Here is a 22,422-nt window from a genome sequence, read left to right on the forward strand (position 1 = left end):
CGCACCCCGGGTCCTTCGGCCCCCGTCCCGGGCCGCACGGGGGCCGGAGGGCCCGGGGCGCAAGTCGTCCGGTGTGACGAATTTCCCGCCACGCCACGGGACTGTTGGGGCGGGGGATCCCGGGTACGGCAGTCTCGACGGGGGATCCGACATCCCCGGACGAAGGAGGTTTCATGGCGGACGAGCAGCTACCATCCCCCAAGGTCGCGGTGGGGGTCGACGGATCGCCGACCGGGCGGTCGGCGCTGGAGTGGGCGACGGCCGAGGCCTCGAGGCGGGGTGTTCCCCTGTACGTGGTGCACGCCCTGTCCATGCCGCTGGTGATGTCCGTCTACACCGGGCCGACGCGCTTCCCCGCGTCGGAGGAGATCGCCGACCAGGGCCGGCGCATCCTGGCCGAGGCCGCCGAGCACGCGCGCTCCCTCCGGCCGGAGGTGGACGTGCAGACGGTCCTCGCCCTGGAGGAGCCCCCGCTCGCCCTGCTGAACCGCACCGGCCCGCACGACCTGGTGGTCGTGGGCACGCGCGGGCTCGGACCGGTCCGCTCCGCCCTCGCCGGTTCGGCGGGCGTGCGCCTGGCCTCCCGCGCGGAGTGCCCGGTGGTCGTCGTCCCCGCCCCGGAGGGCGAGACCCCGCCCCTGCGCGACTCCCAAAGGATCGTGGTGGGCGTGGACGGTTCGGAGGACTCGCGGCGCGCGCTGGGCTTCGCCCTGCACGAGGCCGTGCGCGGCGGCGCCACCTCGGTCGTGGTGGTGAACAGCTGGGAGGTCCCGATGCCGTTCGCCACCGAGTCGCTGGTCGCGGCCGGATGGACCCCGCCGGACGACCTGCTGGACCGGCGCTCGGAGGAGCTGGTCTCGGGCGTGCTGGCCGAGGTCATGGACGAGAGCACCGAGGACGTGGACGTCACCGTCGTGCGCACCGAGCGCAACCCGGTGGACGCCCTGGTCGAGGCGGGCTCCGAGGCGGACCTGATCGTGGTCGGCTCGCGCGGCCGGGGCAGCGTCCGGGGCCTGATCCTGGGATCGGTGAGCCAGGGGGTGCTGCACAGCGCCACGGTGCCGGTCGTGGTGCTGCCCAAGGGCGTGGACGCGACGGAGTGAGCGCGGCGGGCCCGGCCCGCCGCGTCCGGCGGCGCGGAGCCCGGCCCGAGGGGGCGGCCCCGCCCGGGGCGCGCGGCTGCGCTTGGGGCGGGGCCGCCCCTCCCCCGCTTCCGCCCCGCCCCCGCCCCGGCTTCCTCCGCGACCGCACGGCCGGGCCCCGGCGCCCCCTCGGCCCCGTGGTGGCGCGTCACACGGTGCCCGCCCGTTGCCAAATGGGTCCTGTGTCCTAGAATGTTCGCCGTGTCCGATACAGCCCGTTTCCTGCGCATGGTTCTCATCTCCATGTCGCTGACGAGCACCGATGACGGCCTCTGTCGCCGCCGGTGCCGCGACGGCGTGCGCTGACACGAGGCCCGGGGCCCTCCCCCGCCTCCTCTCCGGCGCCCGCGCCCGGCACCGGCCCCGTCCTCCCGGACGCAGTCATCCCTGTTCCACGGCCCCGGTCCGCCCCAGGACCGCCGCCGTTCCCCGCCACCGCATGGTTTGGACAGCACCCGCATGACCACTAACCCCACCTCACCGCCCGGAAATACCGACTCGGTGGGAACCGTCGGCGGCCCCGCCGCCGACGGCCCCGGGTCGGCCTCCGGCGCCGCCACGGCGACCGTCTCCCCCGCCCTCGCCCTGACCTGGCGGCCCACCCTCTCCGCGCCCCCGCCCCGGGCCGCCGAGGCGGAACCGGTCCGCTGGTGGCCGCTGGGCATCGCCCTGGCGGTCACGCTCGCGCTGGCCGCCTACGTGGGGAACACCCACGGCGCGCTGCCCGCCGTCCTGCTCGTGCTGGGCACCGGCCTCGGCTTCACCCTGTTCCACTCGCGGTTCGGCTTCACCTCCGCCTGGCGGCAGTTCCTCGCCGTGGGCAACGGCACGGGCCTGCGCGCGCACGCCCTGCTGCTGGGCACGACCGCGACCTTGTTCGCCCTGGTCATCGGCACCGGAACCGGCCTGTTCGGCAGCGCTCCGGCGCCGTCGGCCGGCCCCATCGGCATCGCCCTGTTCCTGGGGGCGTTCCTGTTCGGGATCGGCATGCAGCTCGGCGGCGCCTGCGCCTCGGGCACCCTCTTCGCGGTCGGCTCCGGCCAGTCCGCGATCGTCATCACCCTCATCGGGTTCATCGCCGGCTCGGTGATCTACAGCGCCGCGTGGCCGCTGGTCGCTGACCTGCCCGCGCTGCCGCCGTTCCTGCTCTCCGACCACGTCGGCTGGGGCGGCTCCTGGGCGATCACGATCGCCCTGCTGGCGGCGCTGGTCGTGGGCACCCGGGCGGTGCAGAACCGCCGCGTCCCGCCGCCCGTGGGCGCCCCGCCCTCGGCCCGGGGCGCGCTGCGCGTGGTGCGCGGCAGCTGGCCGCTGATCGCCGGGGCGCTGGTCCTGGCCGTGCTCGGCACCGCCGTTCTCGTGGTCTCCGGCGGCCCCTGGGGCATCACCTCGGCGTTCAACCTGTGGGGGGCCAAGGCCCTGCAGCTGGTCGGCCTGCACCCGGAGACCTGGGCGTTCTGGAGCCAGCCCGCCCAGGCCGAGCAGCTGGCCGGCCCCGTGCTCCAGGACAAGAACAGCCTCACCAACATCGGGATCATCCTCGGCGCGGCGGTGGCCGCCGGGGCCGCCGGGACGTGGAAGCTGCACACCGGCCTGAGCTGGAACCTGGTCGCCGCCGGGCTGGCGGGCGGCGTCCTGATGGGCATCGGCGCCCGCCTGGCCGGGGGCTGCAACATCGGCGCGTACCTGGCCGGGATCGGCTCGGGGAGCCTGCACGGGTGGCTGTGGGCGGTCTTCGCGCTGGCCGGGACCTGGGCCGGGCTGCGCGCCCGCACCCTGTTCGGGCTGGGCGTGCCCAAGCCGGGCGACAGCGTCTGCTGACCCGGCCCCCAGGGCCCCCACGGCCCCGCCCGCGCGAACGCGGGCGGGGCCGTCGCCGTTCCACGGGAACGGGGGCCGGGGTCATGGCGGGCCCGGGCCGCCACGCCCCCGGCGGGGGCGTGACGGGCGGGGGCGGCCGTCGGCCGCCCCCTGCCTCAGCCCTTCAGCTGCTTCTCGAGCCCCACCAGGCGCACGCAGACCGTCAGGCCGTGCATGGCCTGCTCCAGGTCCTCCTGGCCGGGGTAGCTGGGCGCGATGCGGATGGTGGCGTCGTCCGGGTCGTCGCCGTAGGGGTGGGTGGCGCCGGCGGGGGTGAGCACGATGCCCGCCTCGGACGCCCGGCGGACGACCTCCTTGGCGCAGCCGTCCTGGACCCGCAGGGTGACGAAGTAGCCGCCCTTGGGCTCGGTCCACGTGGCCAGGCCGGTGCCGCCGAGCTCCGCCGCCAGGATCCGCTGCACGGCGTCGAACTTGGGCCGCAGCAGGTCGCGCTGACGGTCCATGTGGGCGCGCACGCCCGCCTCGTCGCGCAGGAACTGCGCGTGGCGCAGCTGGTTGACCTTGTCGGGGCCGATGGAGCGCTTGCTGTTGTTGGCGAGCAGCCACGTGACGTTGGCGGGCGAGGAGCCGAAGAAGCCGACGCCGGAGCCCGCGAAGGTGATCTTCGAGCTGGACCCGAAGACGAACACCCGGTCGGGGTTGCCGCTGTCGGCGCACGCCGCGAGGACGTCGGCGATCTCGACGGGCTCGTCGGTGAGGTGGTGCGCGGCGTAGGCGTTGTCCCAGAAGATCCGGAAGTCGGGGGCGGCGGTCGGCATGGCCGCGAGGCGGGCCACGGTCTCGTCGCTGTAGCTGACGCCGTCCGGGTTGCTGTACTTGGGCACGCACCAGATGCCCTTGACCGCGGGGTCCGCGGCGGCCAGGCGCTCCACCTCGTCCATGTCCGGGCCCTCGGGGGTCATCGCGACCGGGATCATCTCGATGCCGAAGCGCTCGCACAGGGCGAAGTGGCGGTCGTAGCCGGGGACGGGGCACAGGAAGGCGATGCGCTCCTCGTCGACCCAGCGGCGCTCGGAGCCCGGCAGGACGCCGAGGAGGGCGTGCACGATGCTGTCGTGCATCAGTTCGAGGCTGGAGTTGCCGAGGGCGAGCAGCTGTCCGACCGGCGTCTGGAGGACCCCGGCGAAGATCTCGCGCAGCTCGGGCAGGCCCTGGAGCCCGCCGTAGTTGCGCACGTCCGTGCCGTCGGCGGCGGTGTGCGTGTCTCCGGGGAGGCCGAGCAGGGCCTCGGAGAGGTCCAGCTGCTCGGGCGCGGGCTTGCCCCGGGTGAGGTCCAGCGAGAGGCCGCGTGCGGCCAGGTCCGCGTAGTCCTTCCTGGCCCGCTCGAACTGCCCTTCCAGGGCGTCGTGGCTCTGCTCGGTGGTCATGGTGAAGTCCTCTCGCGGATACGTCGTGGGGCGCTGCCGAGGATACCGAGAAGGGAGGGGCCGCCGCTCACCGCCCGGGGCCCCTCCGCGGCCTCAGCGGCTGGTCGCGGGGCCGCCGGTCCCCAGCGGGCGCAGTCGGGGGGCCGCCTCGTCCCAGGCTCCGACGAGTTCCGCGGCGACCGCGACCATCTCCTCCTCGGCGATACCCGGGCGGTAGACGGCGGAGCCGATGCCGAAGCCGGTGGCGCCCGCCTCGACCCACGCGCCCAGGGAGGCGGCGCCGATGCCGCCGACGGGGACGAGTTCGAGGTCGGCGGGCAGCACCGCGCGCCAGGCCTTCATGCCGTCGATGCCCACCTGGGTGGAGGGGAAGAGCTTGACCGCGCGGGCGCCGGCGTGCACGGCGGTGAACGCCTCGGTGACCGTGGCCACGCCGGGGTAGGAGTCCATGCCCAGCCCGACGGTCGCGCGGACGACGTCGGCGTCGACGTTGGGCGACACCACGATCTGCCCGCCCGCGTCGTGCACGGAGCGCACCTGCGCGGTGGTGAGGACGGTCCCGGCGCCCACCCGGGCGTCGTCGGGCAGCTCCTCGCGCAGGACCTCGATGGCGCGCAGGGGGTCCGGGGAGTTCAGGGGCACCTCCAGGGTGCGCATCCCGGTCTCGTAGAGGGCGGCGCCCACGCGGGCGGCGTCGGCGGCGGCCAGGCCGCGCAGGATGGCGATGAGCCCGCTGGGGCGGCGTGTGTCGGTCATGGTCTCTCCGTGGGTCGTCCGGCCGTCCGGTCCCGCCGGTGTTCCACCGGCCGCGCGGACGGGGCGTGGGTCGTCAGGGGGATGCGGGTGCGCGGTCCGCGGCGCCGGGTCCGGCCGTGCCGGAGCCGTCGCCGAGCAGTCCCGCGCGCCGGGCGAGGTGGGCCAGGGCGCGGGGGGTGGTCCCCGTGGCGCCCCGGGCGGAGGCCACGCCCGCCCGGGAGAGCGCGCGCTCGTAGCGGTCGCACAGGTCGTCGGTCCCCAGGAGGAGGACGTCGCCCGTGCCGGGCGCGTCCGCGCCGCCGCGGAGCTCGCCGCGGACCTCGCTGCCGATGACGAGGCCGGAGACGTAGTCGCCGACCTGGTCGGGCCTGAGCCTGCCGGTGACGACGAGGGAGCGGGCGGAGAAGAGGGTTCCGAGGAGCCCGGGGTCCCCCTCGGGGCCCATCGCCACGTCCAGGCCGCGCTCGTAGGCCTCCCACCGGTCGCCCTCCGCAGGCCGGGCGAGGCGGCCGAGGATGCTGCCCTCCATGAGCAGCGCGTAGACCTCGCCGCTCATGTGGGTGGTGAAGCCGGTGACGACGGAACCGCGCAGCCGCACCCACTTGGCGTGGGTGCCGGGCAGGACGACGGTCCGCTCGCGCCCGCCGCCGGTCCCGCCGGCCGCGTCCCCCGCGCCGTCGGCGAGCAGCGCGCCGACGACCTGGGTCTCCTCGCCGCGCAGGAGGCCGGGCAGGGGACCCGGGGCGGTGAGGCCGGGCAGGATGTGGACCGGGCCCAGGGAGGACTCGACCCTCGTCAGGGGCAGGGCGGTCGCCAGCGGGTCGACCGGGAGCTCGACGTAGGGCGCCCCGGCCCAGCCCTGGTCGCTGCCGACCATGCCGCTCGCGACGACGGGCAGCGCCCGGGGCGCCGCCTCCGCCCAGTCCAGGCACAGGGAGCGCAGCGCCCGGTCGAAGGCCTGTTCCCTGCTGTGGCCCGCCTCGCGCGCGCCGGCGGTGACGCGCATGACGCCGTCGTCGGTGGACCTGTGGTCGAGGACGGTTCCGTCCTCCGTCAGGAGGTAGGCGCGGCAGGAGCTGGTGCCCCAGTCCAGCGCCACGAGCCGGGCAGCCGAGTAGTCGTCCATCGCATCCGTTCCGTCGTGCCGTGGTCTGGCCGTACGCCGACAGGTAACGCGAGGCGTCCCACTTTGTCGAACACCGTCCCACATATAGGGATGATCATAGGACTAGGCGGCTCTGAACAGGGGCGTGTCCCCCGCGTTCTCCGGATACGGCGCACGGCCCCTGCCGGGTCGGCCCCTCGGGGCGAGCGCCGTCCCCCGGTGGCCGGGAGCGCCCGCGACCCGCCGCACCGGCCCCGCCGGTCGCGACGGGGCCGCGGGCCCGCCCGGCCCGACCGGCGGGCGTCTCCCCCGGCCCCGGCGGCCCTCCCGCCGGGGCCGGGCTCCTTCTAGAAGGGGCGGTCCCCCACGATGGCGACGCGCTCGGCGATCCGGGGGTGGGGGTGGTAGTCGTTCACCGCGTAGTGCTGGGTGGCGCGGTTGTCCCAGAAGGCGACCGAGTCGCGCTCCCACCGGAAGCGCACCTGGAACTCCGGCGCGTGCGCCTGCTGGAACAGGAAGCGCAGGACCTCGTCGCTCTCGGCCCGCTCCATCCCGACGATGCGGGTCGTGAAGGAGACGTTGACGAACAGCGTCCTGCGCCCGGTCTCGGGGTGCGTGCGCACGACGGGGTGCTCGACCGGCGGGAACCGGTCCTGCCACTCCAGGAGCCTGCGCTCGTCCAGGAACCGCGAGAACCCGGGGATGACGTCGTGGACGGCGGTGCGGCCCTCGATGCGCTCCTTGACGGAATCGGGCAGGTTGTCGTAGGCGGCGGCCATGTCGGCCCACAGGGTGTCGCCGCCCACGGGCGGGACCTCCACCAGGCGCAGGATCGCGCCCATGGCGGGCCGCTCCCTCCAGGTCACGTCGGTGTGCCAGACGTTCTCGTAGCTGGGAGGCGTCCCGCCCTTGGCGAATCGGGCGACGTGGGCGTCGTCCCCCTGGTCGATGAACGGGTTGGTCTCCAGCTCCCCCCACATCCGGGCGACGGCCTTCTGGCGCGCGGAGTCGATGGGCTGGTCGCGGAAGAAGACGACCTTGTACTCCAGGAGCGCGCGGTGGATCTCGGCGCGCAGCTCCTCGCCGATCTCCTCCCGCAGGTCCACGCCGTGGATCTCGGCGCCGATGAGGGCGCCGAGCGGGCGGACCTCGAACAGGCCGTAGGGCTCGGCGGGCGCGCCCTCGGGCAGGCGGCGCAGTGTGCGCGGGCCCTCGACGAGCGCCGTGTCGACCGCGGCGCTGTCGCGCAGCCCCGCCGTGGTCTCGGTCATCGCAGTCATATTCCATACCTTTCCGATGGGGAAACAGGATAAACGGAGGACGTCCACAAGGACCCGAGGCTCGCCGGGCGGCGGCCGATCAGGGGAGGGAGGCCGGGTTCACGGCGGGGACCGCCGGCACAGGGGGCGCGAGGGACCCGCCCCCGGACGCGGGGGCAGGACGCGGGGCACGGACCCCGCCCCGCGGTCGCCGGCGGAACACCGCCACGGGGGCAGGGGCCGGACGCGGGTCAGGATCGGGGAGGGGAGCCCAGGCGGCCGCGGCGCAGGATGAGCCCCGGCGTGCCGCGGCGCTTCCGGTCGGGCCGGGCGGACCGGCGGGCGGTCGGGCGGTTCGACGGGAGGGCGTCCATACGACCGACAGTGGGGCATCGGGGCGGCCCCGTCAATGCCCTCCGCCGACAGGAACCCGTACCCCCCGGAGTCCCACCGGGCCCGCGGGACACAACAAACCCGGGCGTATCAGTGAATGACCGGACGGCGGGGATCGTCGCAGGTTGACCGCAAAGAACCTGGAATGCCAGGCAAACGACAGATGGTCATTCGGTGAATACTCGGTGTAGTGAAGGGGATATGCACATGAACGCGTCACCTGTTCGTTCGATCCCTGGATCTGCCCCTTCCAGGGGGAGGAGTCCCCCCGTGCAAGAGCGATGGAACCGTGCCTCCGTTCCCCAGCCCTTCACCCGCTCCCGGCCGTCGTCGGGCGGGTGGCGCGTATGACCTATCGGCGCCCGCGCCCACGGAGACGGCGACCGGCCGGCACCGAGGCGCGTGGGGCGCTGGCCGCCCTGTGCGTCACCGTCACCGTCAGCCAGGGAGTGCTGTTCTACGCCTTCCCCGTGCTGGGACCGGCCATCGCCGAGGACACCGGCTGGTCCCTCCCGATCGTCATCGTCCTGTTCTCCGGCTCCCAGGTGATGGCCGGGCTCAGCGGCCCCTTCGTGGCCCGCTGGCTGCGCCTACGGGGCCCGCGCGCGGTGATGACCGCGGCCGCGCTGCTCGGGGCCCTCGCGATCGCCGGGGTCGCCCTGGCCCCCGACCTGTGGTTCTTCGGCGCGGCCTGGCAGGTGGCGGGGATCGCCGTCGCCGGCCTCTCCTACCCGCCCGCCTTCGCCGCCCTGACCCGCTGGTACGGGCCGCGCCGGGTCCGGGCCCTGACCTTCCTCACCCTGGTCGGCGGCCTGGCCAGTACCGTCTTCGCCCCGCTGACCGCCGCGCTGGAGGCCCAGGTCGGCTGGCGCGGCGCCTACCTCGCCCTCGCGCTGATCCTGGCCCTGGTCGCGGTCCCGCTGCACGCCCTGGCCCTGTCCCGGCCCTGGAACCCCGCCCGGGCGGAGGACCGGATCCGCGACCGCACCGCCGTGCGCGCGGTGCTGCGCAGCGGCGCGTTCTGGGCGCTCACCACGTCCCTGGCCCTGGGCACCCTGACCGTGTACGCGGTAGTGGTCGCCGTCGTCCCCCTCATGCAGGAGCGCGGCTACGGCACCACCGAGGCCGCCTGGGCGCTCGGCGTCGTGGGCGTGGGCCAGGTGCTGGGCCGCCTCGCCTACGCCCCGCTGGCGCGGATCAGCGGATCGGTCCACCGGATCGCGGTCGTGCTCGTGGCCTGCGCGGCGGCGACCGCCCTGCTCGCCCTGGTCAGCGGACCGCTGGCCCTGGTCATCGGCGCCGCCGCACTGGTGGGCTCCGCCAAGGGCGTGCTCACCCTGCTCCAGGCCACCGCCGTGGCGGACCGCTGGGGGGAGGCGCACTACACCACGCTCAACGGCGCCATGCACACCCCGCTCATGCTCACCATGGCGCTGGCCCCGGGGGCGTGCGCGCTGCTGTCGGGCCCGATGGGCAGCTACGCCGCCGTGTTCCTGCTGCTGGCGGGGCTCTCCGTGCTCGGCGCCGTCGTCGCCCTGGCCAGCGGCCCGAAACGGGGCCGCGCCCCCTGAGCCTGCCGTGTCCCCTGACCCCGAGGGGGCCCGCACGCCCTGTTCCGGGGATATCGGCCGGATGCGGCCACCACGGTTGCCCGCGATCGGCCCCCGGGAACAAGGGGAGCAGGATCCCGACAGCCGACAAGGACACCATGACCCGTTCCCGCGCCGTCCGCACCCTCGCCGTCACGCTGCTGATGTTCGCGAGCCTGGCCTTCAGCGCGTCCCCGGCCGCCGCAGCGGCCCGGTACTACTACAACACGTGGATCACCATCAGCAGCTACCGCATCAACACAAGCGGCACCTCTCTCTACGAGGTCGGCACCCTCTACGCCGGCAGGCACTACTTCTACTGCCAGTACCGCTTTCCTGCATGGCCTTACACCGACGCACACGGCAACACCAACATCTGGTACGCCAGCACCGATGACGACACCGGCAACCGCGGAGTCCTGATCCCCGTGACGGCCTTCACCGTCGGCGGACAGAACGAGCCCATCCCGGGCCTGCCGAGCTGCTGAGCACATGACGATCGTCCGCCCCGACCCCCGGGCGCGGGCACGGCGCAGAACGACCCGAGGAGACACAGGTGGGCGAGCAGACCCCCGAAGGCGGGACCGACGGCCCCGCCGGAACCGAACCTGACGGCGGCATCAACGACCCGATGTCGGACCCGGAGGGCGGGGTCGGGGACCCCCTCGGCTCCGGCCCCGAGACGGAGGGCGGGGTCGGGGACCCCGTCTGACACAGGAAGGCCCGCCCCCGTCCACCGCGAGGCGGACGGGGGCGCGGTGCGTCCGGGACCTCCTACCCGCGCCCCGGAGCCGCGGGCGGTCCCCACACCCGCCCCGGCCGTTCCGTCACCGTATCCTCACGATCCGTGGCACAGGTCTTGACAGGTCTAGACCAGCCTTGCTTAGGTGGCGGCACCCCCTGCGGCGCGCGGTCGGACGCCGCGCCGCACCCTAGGAGTGTGACCCCGTGATCCGACGTCTCCTGAGCCAACTGGCGGCGCTCGGCGCGCTCGCCGCCGTGCTCACCGTCCTCCCCGCGTTCTCCGCACAGGCCGCCACCGCCTGCGCCACCGCCTGGAGCTCCTCCGCCGTCTACACCGGCGGCAGCCAGGCCTCCTACAACGGCCGCAACTACACCGCCAAGTGGTGGACGCAGAACGAGCGCCCCGGCGCCTCCGACGTCTGGACCGACCAGGGCGCCTGCGGCAACGGCGGCGAGGAGGGGCCCAACCCCGGCTCGTTCGTCGTCAGCGAGGCCCAGTTCAACCAGATGTTCCCGAACCGGAACTCCTTCTACACCTACAGCGGCCTCACCACCGCCCTCAGCTCCTACCCGGCCTTCGCCAACACCGGCAGCACCGAGGTGCGAAGGCGCGAGGCTGCCGCCTTCCTCGCCAACGTCAGCCACGAGACCGGCGGGCTGGTGCACATCAGGGAGACCAACGAGGCCAACTACCCGCACTACTGCGACTGGAACCAGCCCTTCGGCTGCCCGGCCGGCCAGGCCGCCTACTACGGACGCGGTCCGATCCAGCTCAGCTGGAACTACAACTACAAGGCCGCCGGCGACGCCCTCGGCATCGACCTGCTGAACAACCCCTACCTGGTCGAGCAGAACGCCTCGGTCGCCTGGCGGACCGGCCTCTGGTACTGGAACACCCAGAGCGGGCCCGGCACGATGACGCCCCACAACGCCATCGTCAACGGCCACGGCTTCGGCGAGACCATCCGCTCGATCAACGGTGCGATGGAGTGCAACGGGAACAACCCCGGGCAGGTCCAGAGCCGCATCAACAAGTTCACGGAGTTCACCCAGATCCTCGGCACCACCACCGGGGGGAACCTGAGCTGCTGATCCGGCGGGCGCGGCGAAGCGCCCGCGGACCGCATCGGATCGGGGGCGCCCCCGGCGACCACCGCCGGGGGCGCCTCCGCCCGTGTTCCCGGCACCGCCGGGCGGCGCCCCGGGCCGTGCCCCCCCGCACCGTTCCGGAGCCGCGACCGCCCGCCTCCCCCCGGGCCTGCGGGCCCGTGGGGCACGACCGGCCCCGCGCACCGCCCCGGGGAGAGCCCGGGCGGTCGTCCTCCGCCCCACAACCCCGCGGAGGGCGCCCCGGGGTCAGCGCGCCCCGGCAGCGCCGCCGGGCCGCGCGAGCGCGCCGGAGAGCGCCGCGACGTGCTCGGGCACCCGGGTCCCGGGCGCGAGACCGGGGTCGGGCTCGGGTGCGCCGAACACCTGGCGGACCGGCACGACGCCCGCCCAGACCGGCAGGCCGAGATCGTCCTCGTCGTCCACGGGCGGGCCGGTCCGCACCTTCACGGAGGCCTCCTCCAAGGACAGCGCCAGCACCCGCGTGGCCGCGAGCTCCTTGGCGGTGGGCGGGCGGACGGCGTCCCACCGCCCCGGCGCGAACTGCTCGGTCAGGGCCCGCAGGGCGGCCAGCGACTCCTCCTCGTCCCCGACCACGCGCGGCACGCCGTAGATCATCGCGGAGCGGTGGTTGAGGGAGTGGTTGAACGCGGACCGGGCCAGGACGAGGCCGTCCACGAGGGTCACGGTCACGCACACCTCCCCGCCGGCGCGCAGCGACCGGGCGCCGGTGGATCCGTGCAGGTAGAGGGTGTCGCCGATGCGGCCGTAACCGGTGGGGACCACCATGGGCGCGCCGTTCACGACGACCCCCAGGTGGCAGACCGACCCGGCGTCCAGAAGGTCGTACAGGTCGGTGCGCCCGGTCCGGGCCTTGTGCTTGGCGCGGCCGAGTCTGGTGCGTTCCGTGGTCGAGAGCATGGGGCTAGCCTAGAAAGAAGTGGACTCCCAGAACACAGCCACTTCCCCACTGAAACGGAAGACCACTTTGTCACGACCGTCGGCCGACCCGCCCCTGCGCCTGGACCGCTCCAGCGCGGTGCCGCTCACCGTGCAGCTGTCCGGCGCGCTGCGCGGCGCCATGTCCGAGGGGCTGCTCAGGCCGGGAGAGCGCCTGCCCTCCAGCAGGTCCCTCGCCGCGCAGCTGGGCGTCAGCCGGACCGTCGTGACCGAGGCCTTCCAGCAGCTGTACGCCGAGGGCTGGCTCGACGGACGGCACGGGTCGGGCACCTACGTCGCCGAGCACGCCTCCCCGGCGGCCCCGCCCGCCCCCGGCGCGCCCGCGCCCCCGGGAAGCGGCGGTCCGCCGCCCGGGGCGGGGCGGGGGCCCGAGCCGCGCCTGTCGCGGGCGGAGGCCAGGCGGCTGGGCATGGTCGACCTGCGTCCGGGCGCCCCCTGGGTGCGCTCGCACGACGGGGCCGCCTGGCGCAGGGCCTGGCGGCACGCGGCCTCCCTGCCGCTGGACGACGACCCGGACCCCCGCGGACTCCCGAGGCTGCGCGAGGCGCTCGCCGAACACCTGCGCCGGACCCGCGGCGTCCGGGTCGGCCCGCGGAACATCCTGGTCACCCGCGGCACGGGCAACGGCCTGGACCTGCTCGCCGCGACGGTCCTGGCGCGGGGCGGGCGGGCCGGGGTCGAGGAGCCCGGCTACCAGAGGGCGCGCGACATCCTGGAGTCGCGCGGGGCGGAGGTCGTCCCCTGCCGGGTGGACGGGGACGGCCTCGTGGTCGACGACCTGCCCGCCGACCTGTCCGCGGTCTACACGACGCCTGCCCACCAGTACCCGCTCGGCGGACGCCTTCCGGTCCCCCGCCGCGAGCGCCTGCTGGCCTGGGCGCGCAGCCGGGGCGCGCTGGTCGTCGAGGACGACTACGACGCCGAGTTCCGCTACGACGTGGCGCCGCTGCCCGCGCTGTACGGGATGGACCCCGGGCGCGTGGTCCTGCTCGGCACCCTCTCCAAGACGCTGTCCCCGGACCTGGGGATCGGCTGGCTGGTCGCCGACGCCGACCTGCTCGAACGCGTGGCCGGGACCCGCAGCCGGCTGTCCGACCGCACCGGCGTCCAGGCCCAGGCTGCGACGGCCCTGCTGCTGGAGCGCGGAGACCTCGACCGGCACCTGCGCCGCATGCGGCTGGAGTACGCCCGCAGGCGGCGGACGCTGATCGACCACCTGGGCCCGTACCTGACCGGGGACACGGCCGGGCTGCACGTCATGCTGCCGCTGCCGGCCGACGCGGTCGCCGGGGTGGTGGCCGAGAGCGCGGAGCAGGGCGTCCTGGTGGAGGACACCTCGCGGGCGAGCCACGGCGAACCGACCGTCCACGGCCTGGTCCTGGGCTACGGGGCCGCGCACCCGGTCGACCTGCGCAGGGCGTGCCGGGTCCTGGCCGGGGCCGTGGGCCGCCGCGCGGGGGCCGGCGGCCCCGCGTCCCGCTGAAGCCCCCGGCCGCCGCCGCGCGCAGGAGGGGCGCGGGTCCCGGGCCGTGGGGGCCGGGCCGCCGCCGGGAAGCGGTTCGGGCGGTGCTCCCCGTGGGCGCCGGACCGTGGGGGCCGGGTCCCTCCCGACCTCCTCCGGCGGGCCGCGTGGCCGCGAGCGCCCCGCGTCCGTGGGCCGGGGGCCCGGGCGGCGCCGGGCGCAGGGGGCCGGAAGGGCACGCGGCCCCTCCGGCCCCCGGCCCGGGACGCCGGCCCGGGCCCGGACCCGTCAGGCGGCGCGGGCCATCCTCCTGCGGCGCGCTCCGACGGCGAGGTCCACCGCGAGGAACAGCAGCAGCGACACCCCGAGGACCGGCAGCAGGTACCCGACGGCCACCGCCACGGCGACGACCCCGACCCTGGCCCACGGCGGAGCCGCGCGCCACGCGCCGCGCGGGATCGGACGCCCCGTCGCGAACGCCTTGTCCCTGGTCGGACGGCGCTGCCACCACATGCGGTAGCCCCAGAAGATCATCGCCAGCAGCCCCAGGACGAGGACGGTCAGCAGCACCTGGTTGACCACCCCGAACAGCAGGCCCATGTGGAAGGCGATGCCCCAGGTGGACAGCTTGGCCATGAGGGGGTAGTCGGCGAAGCGCAGCTCCTCGACCACCGTGTCGGCGTGCGCGTCGACGGCGACCGCGTCCTGCTGGACCGGCCAGCTCTGGTCGGTCTCCTTGACGGTGAACGGCGCGCCGTCCTCCACCGGGAAGGAGACCTCGACCGGCCCCTCCAGCCCGGCCGAGCGTGCCGTGTCCAGCACCGCGTCGACCTCGCCGGCCGGGTCGGCGGCCTCGTGCCCCGCGTGGTCCCCGTGACCGGAGTGGCCTCCGTGGTCGGAGGGGGCGGGCGCGGAGAGCGCCGGGGTCTGCCAGCCGAACGCGCCCCGGATCCCTCCGATGTTCTCCCCGGCGAACTGGGACCAGGTCAGCCCGGTCGCGGAGACGAGGAGGAGGCCCGCGAGCGCCCAGGTCCCGACGGACCCGTGCCAGGAGAGCGTCCGGGCGCGCCCGGCGGCCGAGCGCCGGGGCAGGAGCAGGCGGCGGGCGCGGCGGTTGCGCCGGCCGCGCGAGACCCACAGGGCGAGGCCGCCGAGGGCGACCGCCCACAGCCAGCTCGCGGCGAGCTCGCTGTACAGGCGTCCGGCGTCGCCCAGGTGCAGGGTCCGGTGGAACTCGGAGAGCCACGACCGCACCGGGAGCGACGCGCTGCTGCCGTAGCTGGTCGACTCGCCGACGACCTCGCCCGTGTGCGGGTCGACGAAGACCGCCAGGCGGTAGCTCGCGGAGAGGCCCTCCGCGTCGAAGAGCACGCGCGTGGTCAGGCCCGGCCCCCCGGAGGGGCGCACGGCGCTCGGCTCCGCCTCCGGGTGGGCGGCGAAGGCCGCCCCGACCTGCTGCGAGAGCGGGACGGCGGTGTCCGCCGACTCGACGGTGAGCAGGTCGGCGTGGACCGCTTGTTCGAGTTGGGGCGTGTAGACGTACAGGAGCCCGGTCAGGGCGGCCACCACGATGAACGGGGCGACGAGGACGGCTGCGTAGAAGTGCATCCGTAGGACCAGGGGGCGTAGGGAGGCCCACAGGGTGCGGTCGGGGGTCGAGGGATCGGCGGGGGCTGCGGGATCGGCGGGGGTGGGGGCTGCGGGATCGGCGGGGACGGGGGCGCCCGCCGCGGGCTCGTGGGGGTCGGAGGTGTCGCTTCTTCGCATGGGTCGGGGCCTTCTGCTGATCTCCCCGCTCCCCCGTGGGGGACGCGGGCACGGGTGGCGGCGCCGGCGCGCGGGGCGTCGGCGGGAGCCGGGCGCGGTGCGCGCGGCGGGCGTCGTGGTGTCGATCAGGGAAGGGCCGGGGGCCCGCGCACGAGGCGGACGCACCGCTGCCCCGGGCGCGGGGCGGGCACGCCGGTGCGGGCGAAGCGCGGCGGGCCGGGGAGCACGAACGGCCGGGGGCGTGCGAGGACGAGGAGCACTCCCCGCAGGAGCGCGTCCACGAACCCGAGGAGGTCGAAGAGGGCGCGTTCGCCCTGGCGCAGCCACCACGCGCTCACGAGCCCGGCCGCGGCGTGGGCGAGCAGCATGTCGGCCCCGGCGCCGGACGCGCCGTCGGGGAGGGCGCCGTGCGCGGCGGCGTGCCCGTGGCCCGCCCCGCCCGGCGCGGGTCCCCCGGCCGGGGAGGCGAGGGTGAACACCAGGTGCAGTGCGGCCTGCCCCCACAGCATCCGGGCGGCGAGCGCGCCCAGGCCCTGTTCGGAGCGGGCCGCGCCGTGGGCGAGCGCGAGGGCCAGCACGCCCCCGAGGACCAGGGCGAGCGGGGGCACGCCGTGTCCGGAGGAGAGGCCGTGCCCGGTGGCGGAGACGCCCACGCACACCCCCGCGAACACCGCTGAGCGCGGCAGCCGGGGCGGGGCGGGCGTCGACATGGCTGCCATTGTGCACGGGCGGCGGTGGCGTGGCTATACGTGTACGCGGGGTGATTTCGGCCGAGTCCCGCGCCCAGGCCCTCGACGGAGCCCCCGGCGGGGCCGACGTTCTGCCCGCTTGTCCCTTTCAGACCCGTTTCGCCCTTCGGACCGGCGAATCCGTTCCCCGATCGCGTGCGCGAGTGGTGCAATTCAAGCTTAGAATGATAACCATTGTCATTATCGCGCATATCGGAAGGGAGACCCGGTGCGCCAACTGTCCGTCCCCCCGGACGAACCACGGCAGGCACACAGTCCCGACCCCCGCTCCGCTTCCACCCCCGCCCCGGCGGGCCCGCGCCGGGTCCGCCGCCTGTCCACCCCCGCCGGCGCCGCGGTGGCCGCGGTCGTGCTCGGCGTCCTCCTGGCCGTGTCGATGGTCCTGGCGATCGGACTGGGTTCGGCGCTCGTCCCCCCCGGCGAGACCGTGCGCTACCTGTGGGCGGCCCTCACCGGCGGAACCATCCAGGCCGACGAGGTCGTCCGGTACCAGATCATCTGGCAGATCCGGACGCCGCGCGTGATCCTCGCCGCCCTGGTCGGCGCCGGCCTCGGCGTCGTCGGCGTCGCCGTCCAGGCGATGGTGCGCAACGCGCTCGCCGACCCCTACATCCTCGGCGTCTCCTCCGGGGCCTCCGTGGGCGCCGTCCTCGTCGGCGTGTTCGGGGCCCTCTCGGCCCTGGGCGTCTACGCGGTCTCCGCCGGAGCCTTCCTCGGCGCCCTCGTCGCCACCCTCCTCGTCTACCTCATCGCCTACTCCCGGACGGGGGTGACACCGCTGCGCCTGGTGCTGACCGGCGTCGCCCTGTCCTTCGGGTTCCAGGCGGTCATGAGCGTGATCATCTACCTCGCCCCCAGCAGCGAGGCCACGAGCACGGTCCTGTTCTGGTCCATGGGGAGCTTCGGCGCGGCCACCTGGGGCTCCCTCCCCGTGGTCGCGGCGGTGGTCGTCCTCGGGGCGGTGACGCTCCGCGGCCTGGCACGACCGCTCGACGTCATGGCGCTGGGCGACGAGACGGCGGCCAGCCTGGGCGTCGACACGGACCGACTGCGCCGGTGGCTCTTCGCCCTGACCGCCGTCATGACCGGGGCCATGGTCGCGGTGAGCGGGGCGATCGGGTTCGTCGGCCTCGTCATCCCGCACATCGTGCGCATGCTCGTGGGCGCCGACCACCGCCGGGTCCTCACCGTCGCCCCGCTGGTCGGCGCGGTCTTCATGGTGTGGGTCGACCTCGCGTCCCGCGTGGCCGCGGCCCCCCGCGAGCTCCCGCTGGGCGTCATCACCGCCCTGATCGGCGTCCCGGTGTTCATCACCCTGATGCGCCGCAGGGGCTACCTGTTCGGAGGACGCTGATGGACCTGCGCCTCGACGGCCTGTCCGTCGAACTCGGCGGCGAACCGATCGTCCGCGCGCTGACGCTGGACGTCCCCGACGGGCAGGTGGTCGGGCTGGTCGGCCCCAACGGGTCGGGCAAGTCCACCGCCCTGCGCTGCGTGTACCGGGCCCTGCGACCCGACGCGGGCCGGGTGTGGCTGGGGGCGGAGGACCTGTCCTCCCTCAGCCTGCGCCTGAGCGCCCAGCGGGTCGCGGCGCTGACCCAGGAGAGCGGCAGCGACCTGGACTTCACGGTGGAGGAGGTCGTGGCCCTGGGCCGCACCCCCCACCTGCGGGGCAACCAGGCGCTCAGCGCCCGCGAGCGCGACCTCTGCCGCAACGCCATGGAGCTCCTGGACGTGGCGCACCTCGCGCACCGCGGCGTGCTCGAACTGTCCGGCGGGGAGCGCCAGCGGGTCCTGGTCGCCCGCGCCCTGGCCCAGGAGCCCAGGGTGCTCGTCCTGGACGAGCCCACCAACCACCTCGACGTCCGGCACCAGGTCGAACTCCTGTCCCTCGTGCGGGGGGCCGGGATCACGGTGCTCGTGGTCCTGCACGACCTCAACCTGGCGTCGGCCGCCTGCGACCGGATCGGGGTGCTCTCCGAGGGCGCCCTGGTGGCGGCGGGCTCCCCCCGCGAGGTCCTGACCCCCGCCCTGCTCCGCGAGGTCTTCGGCATCGAGGCCTCGGTGGTGCCCCACCCCCTGACCGGCGACCCCCAAGTGCTGTACCGGCTCCCTCCCCGTCCAGGCCACCTGGACTCCGCGATGTCGAGAAAGGCGTCCCATGACGACCAGCGTTCGTGAAGGCAGTTCCCCCTGGCGGTCCGTGCTCCCCGTGGCGGCCGTCTCCGTCCTCCTCGCCGGGTGCGGCGCCCAGGTCCAGGAGGGCTCGGCGGCGGCGGACACGGTGACCGTGGAGCGCTGCGGCGAGGAGGTGGAGTACACGACCCCGCAGCGCGCCGTCGCCTACGAGGGCGGCAGCGCCGACAAGCTGTTCGCCCTCGGGCTGGCCGAGCAGGTGCACGGCTACGTGATGCCGCCGGCCAACCCGCCGGTGGAGGAGTCCCCCTGGGCGGAGGACTACGCGAGCGTCGAGTTCCTCGGCGACGACCTCCTCGACCGCGAGACGGTCGTGGACGCCGAGGCGGACCTGGTGGTCGCGGGCTGGAACTCCGGGTTCAGCGACCAGCGCGGCATCACCCCCGAGATCCTGGACGGCATCGGGATCCAGAGCTTCATGCACGCCGAGTCCTGCTTCAACTACCCGGGCTTCCCCGAACACGTCACCCCCTTCGAGGGCCTCTACACGGACCTGGACCGGCTGGGCCGGATCTTCGGGGTCGAGGAGCGGGCGACGGAGCTCGTGGAGGGGTACAGGGAACGGGTCGCGGCGGTGGAGGAGCAGGTGCCCGAGGGCGACCCGGTCCCCGTCTTCCTCTACGACTCGGGCGCCGACCAGCCCTTCACCGCGGGCAGCCAGGTGCCACCGAACGACATCATCTCCTCCGCCGGGGGCGAGAACATCTTCGGCGACCTCGACGAGCGGTGGACCCAGGTCGGCTGGGAGGCGGTCGTGGAGGCCGAGCCGGAGGTCGTCATCATCCTCGACTACGGCGACCAGCCCGCCGGGGAGAAGATCGACTTCCTGACCTCGTTCCCCGCCCTGTCCGAGGTCCCGGCGGTGGTCGAGGAGAACTTCTTCGTCCTGGACTACAACGAGGGCATCTCCGGCCCGCGCAACATCGACGGACTGGAGGGTTTCGCCGAGTACCTGCGGGAGCTGGAGCGGGGCTGACCCCGGCGGGGCCGGGGCGCGCCCGGCAGCGGGCCGCCCCGGGAGCCCCTGCTGTCCCCGGGCGGGCCGGGCACGGCGCTCGCAGCGCGACCGCGCGGCGTGGCCGGCGCGCCCCGGCCCGGCGGGGACCGCCCCGGGCCCCTGCACGGGGCGGCGCCCGCCGGGGTCCCCCTCCGGCGGGCGCCGCCCGTACGCCGCCGGCGCCGCGCACGGCGGGCCGGCGGGGTCCTCACCCGTCCAGGGACGTGACCAGGTCGTCGGTGTGGACGGCGCGGGAGGGCGGCGCGGCCCCCTTCCACTCCATCCGCGACCACGGGAGCTCCAGGTCCGCCGGGTCGAGGACCTCCCGCGGAGCCAGGTCCTCGATCGCCGCGGCCTCCCCGTGGCGCGCGAACACCGACTCCACGTACCGGTGGCCGGTGTCCGGCGCCAGGAACACGACGCGGCGCCCCGGGCTGCGGCGGGCCTCCCACCGCGCCACGAGGTGGGCCGCCCCGGTGGAGAGCCCCGCGAACACCGCGTGGCGGCGGAGCAGGTCGACGCTCCCCGCCAGGGCGGCCGAGAACCCGGTCCAGTGGACGGTGTCGTAGAGCGAGTGGTCGACGTTGCCGAACGGGATGGAGCTGCCGATGCCCGCGATGATGATGTCCCGGTCCTCGACGCCGTCGCCGCCGAACGTGACGCTGCCGAAGGGCTGGACCCCCACCAGCGCGGTGCCGGGCTCCCCCTCCCGCAGGAAGCGGGCCAGCGCCCCGGTCGAGACGCCCGTCCCCACGCCGCCCACCAGGGTCAGCGGCTCGCCGCCCGTCTCCCGGGCGATCATGTCGGCGGCCTCGCGGTAGCCGAGGGCGTGGACGTCGTCGTGGTACTGGCGCATCCAGTGGAACCCGGGGTTGTCCCGGATCACCTCGCGGACCCTGCGCACCCGGCGGTTCTGGTCGAGCCGGAGGTCGTCGGAGGGCGGCATCTGCTCCAGGGTGGCGCCGAGCACGGCGAGCTGGACGCGCAGGGTCCGGTCGACGGTCGTGGAGCCGATGATGTGGCAGCGCAGGCCGTAGCGGTGGGCCGCCAGGGCCAGGCCGTGGGCGTACATGCCGCTGGAGCTGTCCACGAGGGTGTCGCCCGGCCGGACGGCCCCCGTGTCGAGCAGGTGGCGGACCGCCGCCACGGCGGAGGCGACCTTCATGGACTCGAAGCGCAGGCAGGCCACCCCCTCGCCCAGATCGATGAGGTCGGGTCTGCCGACGGCCTCGGAGAAGTGCTCGTCCACGCTCACCCCTCCCCCGCCCCGGCCGCTCTCCGGTCCGCACCGTGGACCCGGTAGCGGTAGAGGGAGGTCGGGTCGGCGCTGAACTGCGAGAACGGGAAGGGTTCGGCCGACAGGGCGCTGACGCCCGCGCCGAGGAAGGCGCGGGCCACGGCCGCGCCGCTCTGGGCGTAGACCACGAGCGGGACGTCCCGTTCGCGGCAGCGCTCCAGGATGCGGTCGAAGGTCCCGTTGCCCAGGGTCATCCCGGTGGCGACGACGGCGTCGGCCTCGGAGAGGACCCCCTCCATGTCCGGGGTGACGGGGTCGCCCCACTGCGTGCTCCGCAGGTTCAGGTCGCAGGGCAGACAGCGCCCTCCCCTCTCGTGGATGGCGGCGACGAGGGGGTTCACCACGCCGATGAGGCCGACCTTGCGGCCGTCGGGCTCGGGGACGAGCCCGGCGACGGCCGCGTCGCGGGCCAGGGCCCGCTCCTCCGGGGTTCCCCGGGGCAGGACGACCTCCTCGGCGCGGGGGTCCTCGGCGTGCGGCGCGGCCTGTCCCAGGTAGGCGTCCAGGGCGGCGAGCCGCAGCGGGAGCGGTCCGCGCAGGAGGAGGTCGCGCAGCGGGGCGCCGGACGCCTCGGCGCAGACGGCGGGGTCCAGGGCGCCCTGCTCGAAGGCGCACGCCCCGAAGGCCCGGCCGACCCTGACCAGGACGTACTGGTTGAGGTAGGTGACCCCTCCCCCCGCGAGCCGGGTGCCGTGGTGGACCCAGAACACGCTGGTGGCCGTGGGCAGGTCGGGCTCGGCCAGCACCGACCGGAAGAGTGCGTCGAGGTCCTTCATCGGACGGCCTCCAGGTCCCGGTCCCCGTCCCCTGCCCCGGCGGGCCCGCGGGTCAGCCGGAACAGGTGGGTGAGGACGCCGTCCTCCCAGTCGTGCAGGTGGTGGATCTGGGCCCTGAACCCGGTGTCGGCGGCGTGGCCGATGATGCGGCGCAGGTCGGCGGTGTTGGACACGATGAGGAAGACCTCCCCGCCGGGGGCCAGCAGGTCGCGTTCGGCGATCTGCGAGAAGAAGGCCTCGGTGACCGCGGCTCCGGCGCACACGTTGCGGACCACGTCGGGGTCCTCGCTCACCGGCTGGCTGACGGCCGGGGGGTTGAACGTGACGACGTCCGCCTGGTGGCCCTCGGGGAAGCCGGCGAAGACGTCGGAGACGACCGGGACGAACTCCGGCGCCCGCGCGCCGGTGACGAGCCTGCGGTAGTTGTCCCCGGCCGCGCGGACGCTGTCGGCGTGCACGTCCACGGCGTAGACCCGCGCCGCTCCGCGCAGGCCCGCCACGGCGGTCTCGACCCCCAGGCCGACCCCCATCGCGGCGTAGCGCCTGCCCCGCACCGCGATGTCGCCGTCGAGGAGGCGCTGGTGGATCATCCGGCTCGTCTCCCCCGGCATGAACACGCCGGGCGGGACGGTGAAGTCCCATCCGTTCCAGGTGTAGGTGCGGTGGGTGCGGAGGTCGGCCTTGGGCTGGTTCATGCCGATGATCTGCTCGGCCGGAAGAGGGGGAGGGAGCTGGGCGATCTGGGAGGGATCCACGCGGGTCCTTTCGACGGCGGAGGGGTACGTCTCGGAATGCGGACACGGGGCACCGGCACACACGCCCCAGGTCGCATCTCGGACACCGGGCCGACCGCGCGGGGCGGCAGGGGCGGCTCC

20 protein-coding genes are annotated in these 22,422 nt (G+C 75.1%); 10 read left to right on the top strand and 10 right to left on the bottom strand.

Annotated elements, in window-relative coordinates:
- Positions 1 to 173 precede the first annotated feature (173 nt).
- Together ACIRPH_RS00220 and ACIRPH_RS00225 are read left to right on the top strand one after the other, a co-directional pair.
- Entirely contained in the window at positions 174 to 1,103 is a 930-nt protein-coding gene (locus ACIRPH_RS00220) for a universal stress protein (protein WP_402907403.1), read from the top strand.
- A gap of 498 nt (positions 1,104 to 1,601) precedes the next feature.
- The gene (locus ACIRPH_RS00225; RefSeq protein WP_402907406.1) at positions 1,602 to 2,963 is read left to right on the top strand and encodes a YeeE/YedE family protein; all 1,362 of its coding nucleotides are present in this window, start codon (positions 1,602 to 1,604) and stop codon (positions 2,961 to 2,963) included.
- Between the two features lie 155 nt (positions 2,964 to 3,118).
- Here ACIRPH_RS00225 and ACIRPH_RS00230 read toward each other — a convergent pair whose 3' ends face one another.
- The 4 genes from ACIRPH_RS00230 to ACIRPH_RS00245 all read right to left on the bottom strand — a co-directional run bounded on the left by ACIRPH_RS00230 (position 3,119) and on the right by ACIRPH_RS00245 (position 7,531).
- Positions 3,119 to 4,390 carry an aminotransferase class I/II-fold pyridoxal phosphate-dependent enzyme gene (locus ACIRPH_RS00230; RefSeq protein ID WP_402907408.1) on the bottom strand — a complete coding sequence of 424 codons (1,272 nt, stop codon included), beginning with the start codon at positions 4,388 to 4,390 and terminating at the stop codon, positions 3,119 to 3,121.
- Positions 4,391 to 4,483: 93 nt separating this feature from the next.
- Entirely contained in the window at positions 4,484 to 5,146 is a 663-nt protein-coding gene (locus ACIRPH_RS00235) for a 2-dehydro-3-deoxy-6-phosphogalactonate aldolase (protein WP_402907410.1), read from the bottom strand.
- 73 nt (positions 5,147 to 5,219) lie between these two features.
- Positions 5,220 to 6,272 carry a 2-dehydro-3-deoxygalactonokinase gene (locus ACIRPH_RS00240; protein ID WP_402907413.1) on the bottom strand — a complete coding sequence of 351 codons (1,053 nt, stop codon included), beginning with the start codon at positions 6,270 to 6,272 and terminating at the stop codon, positions 5,220 to 5,222.
- A gap of 326 nt (positions 6,273 to 6,598) precedes the next feature.
- Complete coding sequence (locus ACIRPH_RS00245; RefSeq protein WP_402907416.1) at positions 6,599 to 7,531, bottom strand: TauD/TfdA dioxygenase family protein; 933 nt, start codon at positions 7,529 to 7,531, stop codon at positions 6,599 to 6,601.
- A 719-nt stretch (positions 7,532 to 8,250) separates the two neighbouring features.
- On the opposite strand from ACIRPH_RS00245, the gene ACIRPH_RS00250 reads away from it, so the two are divergent.
- From ACIRPH_RS00250 to ACIRPH_RS00265, 4 genes are all read left to right on the top strand, one after another.
- On the top strand, positions 8,251 to 9,474 hold the full coding sequence (locus ACIRPH_RS00250; protein WP_402907419.1) for an MFS transporter: 1,224 nt from the start codon (positions 8,251 to 8,253) through the stop codon (positions 9,472 to 9,474).
- A 137-nt stretch (positions 9,475 to 9,611) separates the two neighbouring features.
- A complete protein-coding gene (locus ACIRPH_RS00255; RefSeq protein WP_402907422.1) occupies positions 9,612 to 9,980 on the top strand; it encodes a hypothetical protein in 369 nt (122 codons plus the stop codon).
- A gap of 68 nt (positions 9,981 to 10,048) precedes the next feature.
- Entirely contained in the window at positions 10,049 to 10,204 is a 156-nt protein-coding gene (locus tag ACIRPH_RS00260; RefSeq protein WP_402907425.1) for a hypothetical protein, read from the top strand.
- 236 nt (positions 10,205 to 10,440) lie between these two features.
- Positions 10,441 to 11,328 carry a glycoside hydrolase family 19 protein gene (locus ACIRPH_RS00265; protein WP_402907428.1) on the top strand — a complete coding sequence of 296 codons (888 nt, stop codon included), beginning with the start codon at positions 10,441 to 10,443 and terminating at the stop codon, positions 11,326 to 11,328.
- A 264-nt stretch (positions 11,329 to 11,592) separates the two neighbouring features.
- On the opposite strand, the gene ACIRPH_RS00270 is transcribed toward ACIRPH_RS00265, so the two are convergent.
- Positions 11,593 to 12,264: a pyridoxamine 5'-phosphate oxidase family protein gene (locus tag ACIRPH_RS00270; RefSeq protein ID WP_402907431.1), complete on the bottom strand. Its 672-nt coding sequence runs from the start codon at positions 12,262 to 12,264 to the stop codon at positions 11,593 to 11,595.
- Positions 12,265 to 12,331: 67 nt separating this feature from the next.
- Between ACIRPH_RS00270 and ACIRPH_RS00275 the strand changes: the two genes are divergently transcribed.
- Positions 12,332 to 13,786 (top strand): PLP-dependent aminotransferase family protein, encoded by a 1,455-nt coding sequence (locus tag ACIRPH_RS00275; RefSeq protein WP_402907434.1) that lies wholly within the window; start codon positions 12,332 to 12,334, stop codon positions 13,784 to 13,786.
- 267 nt (positions 13,787 to 14,053) lie between these two features.
- Here ACIRPH_RS00275 and ACIRPH_RS00280 read toward each other — a convergent pair whose 3' ends face one another.
- Both ACIRPH_RS00280 and ACIRPH_RS00285 read right to left on the bottom strand, forming a co-directional pair.
- Positions 14,054 to 15,532: a PepSY-associated TM helix domain-containing protein gene (locus ACIRPH_RS00280; RefSeq protein ID WP_402907437.1), complete on the bottom strand. Its 1,479-nt coding sequence runs from the start codon at positions 15,530 to 15,532 to the stop codon at positions 14,054 to 14,056.
- A 125-nt stretch (positions 15,533 to 15,657) separates the two neighbouring features.
- On the bottom strand, positions 15,658 to 16,242 hold the full coding sequence (locus ACIRPH_RS00285) for a hypothetical protein (protein ID WP_402907440.1): 585 nt from the start codon (positions 16,240 to 16,242) through the stop codon (positions 15,658 to 15,660).
- Positions 16,243 to 16,594: 352 nt separating this feature from the next.
- Here ACIRPH_RS00285 and ACIRPH_RS00290 point away from each other — a divergent pair, with 352 nt between their 5' ends.
- The 3 genes from ACIRPH_RS00290 to ACIRPH_RS00300 are packed head-to-tail and all read left to right on the top strand — an operon-like array spanning position 16,595 to position 19,453.
- The gene (locus ACIRPH_RS00290) at positions 16,595 to 17,635 is read left to right on the top strand and encodes a FecCD family ABC transporter permease (protein WP_402909415.1); all 1,041 of its coding nucleotides are present in this window, start codon (positions 16,595 to 16,597) and stop codon (positions 17,633 to 17,635) included.
- Complete coding sequence (locus ACIRPH_RS00295; RefSeq protein WP_402907443.1) at positions 17,635 to 18,462, top strand: ABC transporter ATP-binding protein; 828 nt, start codon at positions 17,635 to 17,637, stop codon at positions 18,460 to 18,462. Before ACIRPH_RS00290 ends, ACIRPH_RS00295 begins: the two co-directional genes overlap by 1 nt.
- The gene (locus ACIRPH_RS00300) at positions 18,443 to 19,453 is read left to right on the top strand and encodes an ABC transporter substrate-binding protein (RefSeq protein ID WP_402907446.1); all 1,011 of its coding nucleotides are present in this window, start codon (positions 18,443 to 18,445) and stop codon (positions 19,451 to 19,453) included. The genes ACIRPH_RS00295 and ACIRPH_RS00300 overlap by 20 nt, the downstream gene beginning before the upstream one ends.
- 229 nt (positions 19,454 to 19,682) lie before the next feature.
- Here ACIRPH_RS00300 and ACIRPH_RS00305 read toward each other — a convergent pair whose 3' ends face one another.
- From ACIRPH_RS00305 to ACIRPH_RS00315, 3 genes are read right to left on the bottom strand one after another with little or no spacing between them, the layout of a single operon-like run.
- A complete protein-coding gene (locus tag ACIRPH_RS00305; protein WP_402907449.1) occupies positions 19,683 to 20,723 on the bottom strand; it encodes a pyridoxal-phosphate dependent enzyme in 1,041 nt (346 codons plus the stop codon).
- A gap of 2 nt (positions 20,724 to 20,725) precedes the next feature.
- Positions 20,726 to 21,547: a Rossmann-like domain-containing protein gene (locus ACIRPH_RS00310; RefSeq protein WP_402907451.1), complete on the bottom strand. Its 822-nt coding sequence runs from the start codon at positions 21,545 to 21,547 to the stop codon at positions 20,726 to 20,728.
- Positions 21,544 to 22,302 (bottom strand): methyltransferase, encoded by a 759-nt coding sequence (locus tag ACIRPH_RS00315; RefSeq protein ID WP_402907454.1) that lies wholly within the window; start codon positions 22,300 to 22,302, stop codon positions 21,544 to 21,546. Before ACIRPH_RS00315 ends, ACIRPH_RS00310 begins: the two co-directional genes overlap by 4 nt.
- Positions 22,303 to 22,422 lie beyond the last annotated feature (120 nt).

The organism is Nocardiopsis sp. NPDC101807, from assembly GCF_044766605.1.
GTDB classification, from domain to species: domain Bacteria; phylum Actinomycetota; class Actinomycetes; order Streptosporangiales; family Streptosporangiaceae; genus Nocardiopsis; species Nocardiopsis tropica.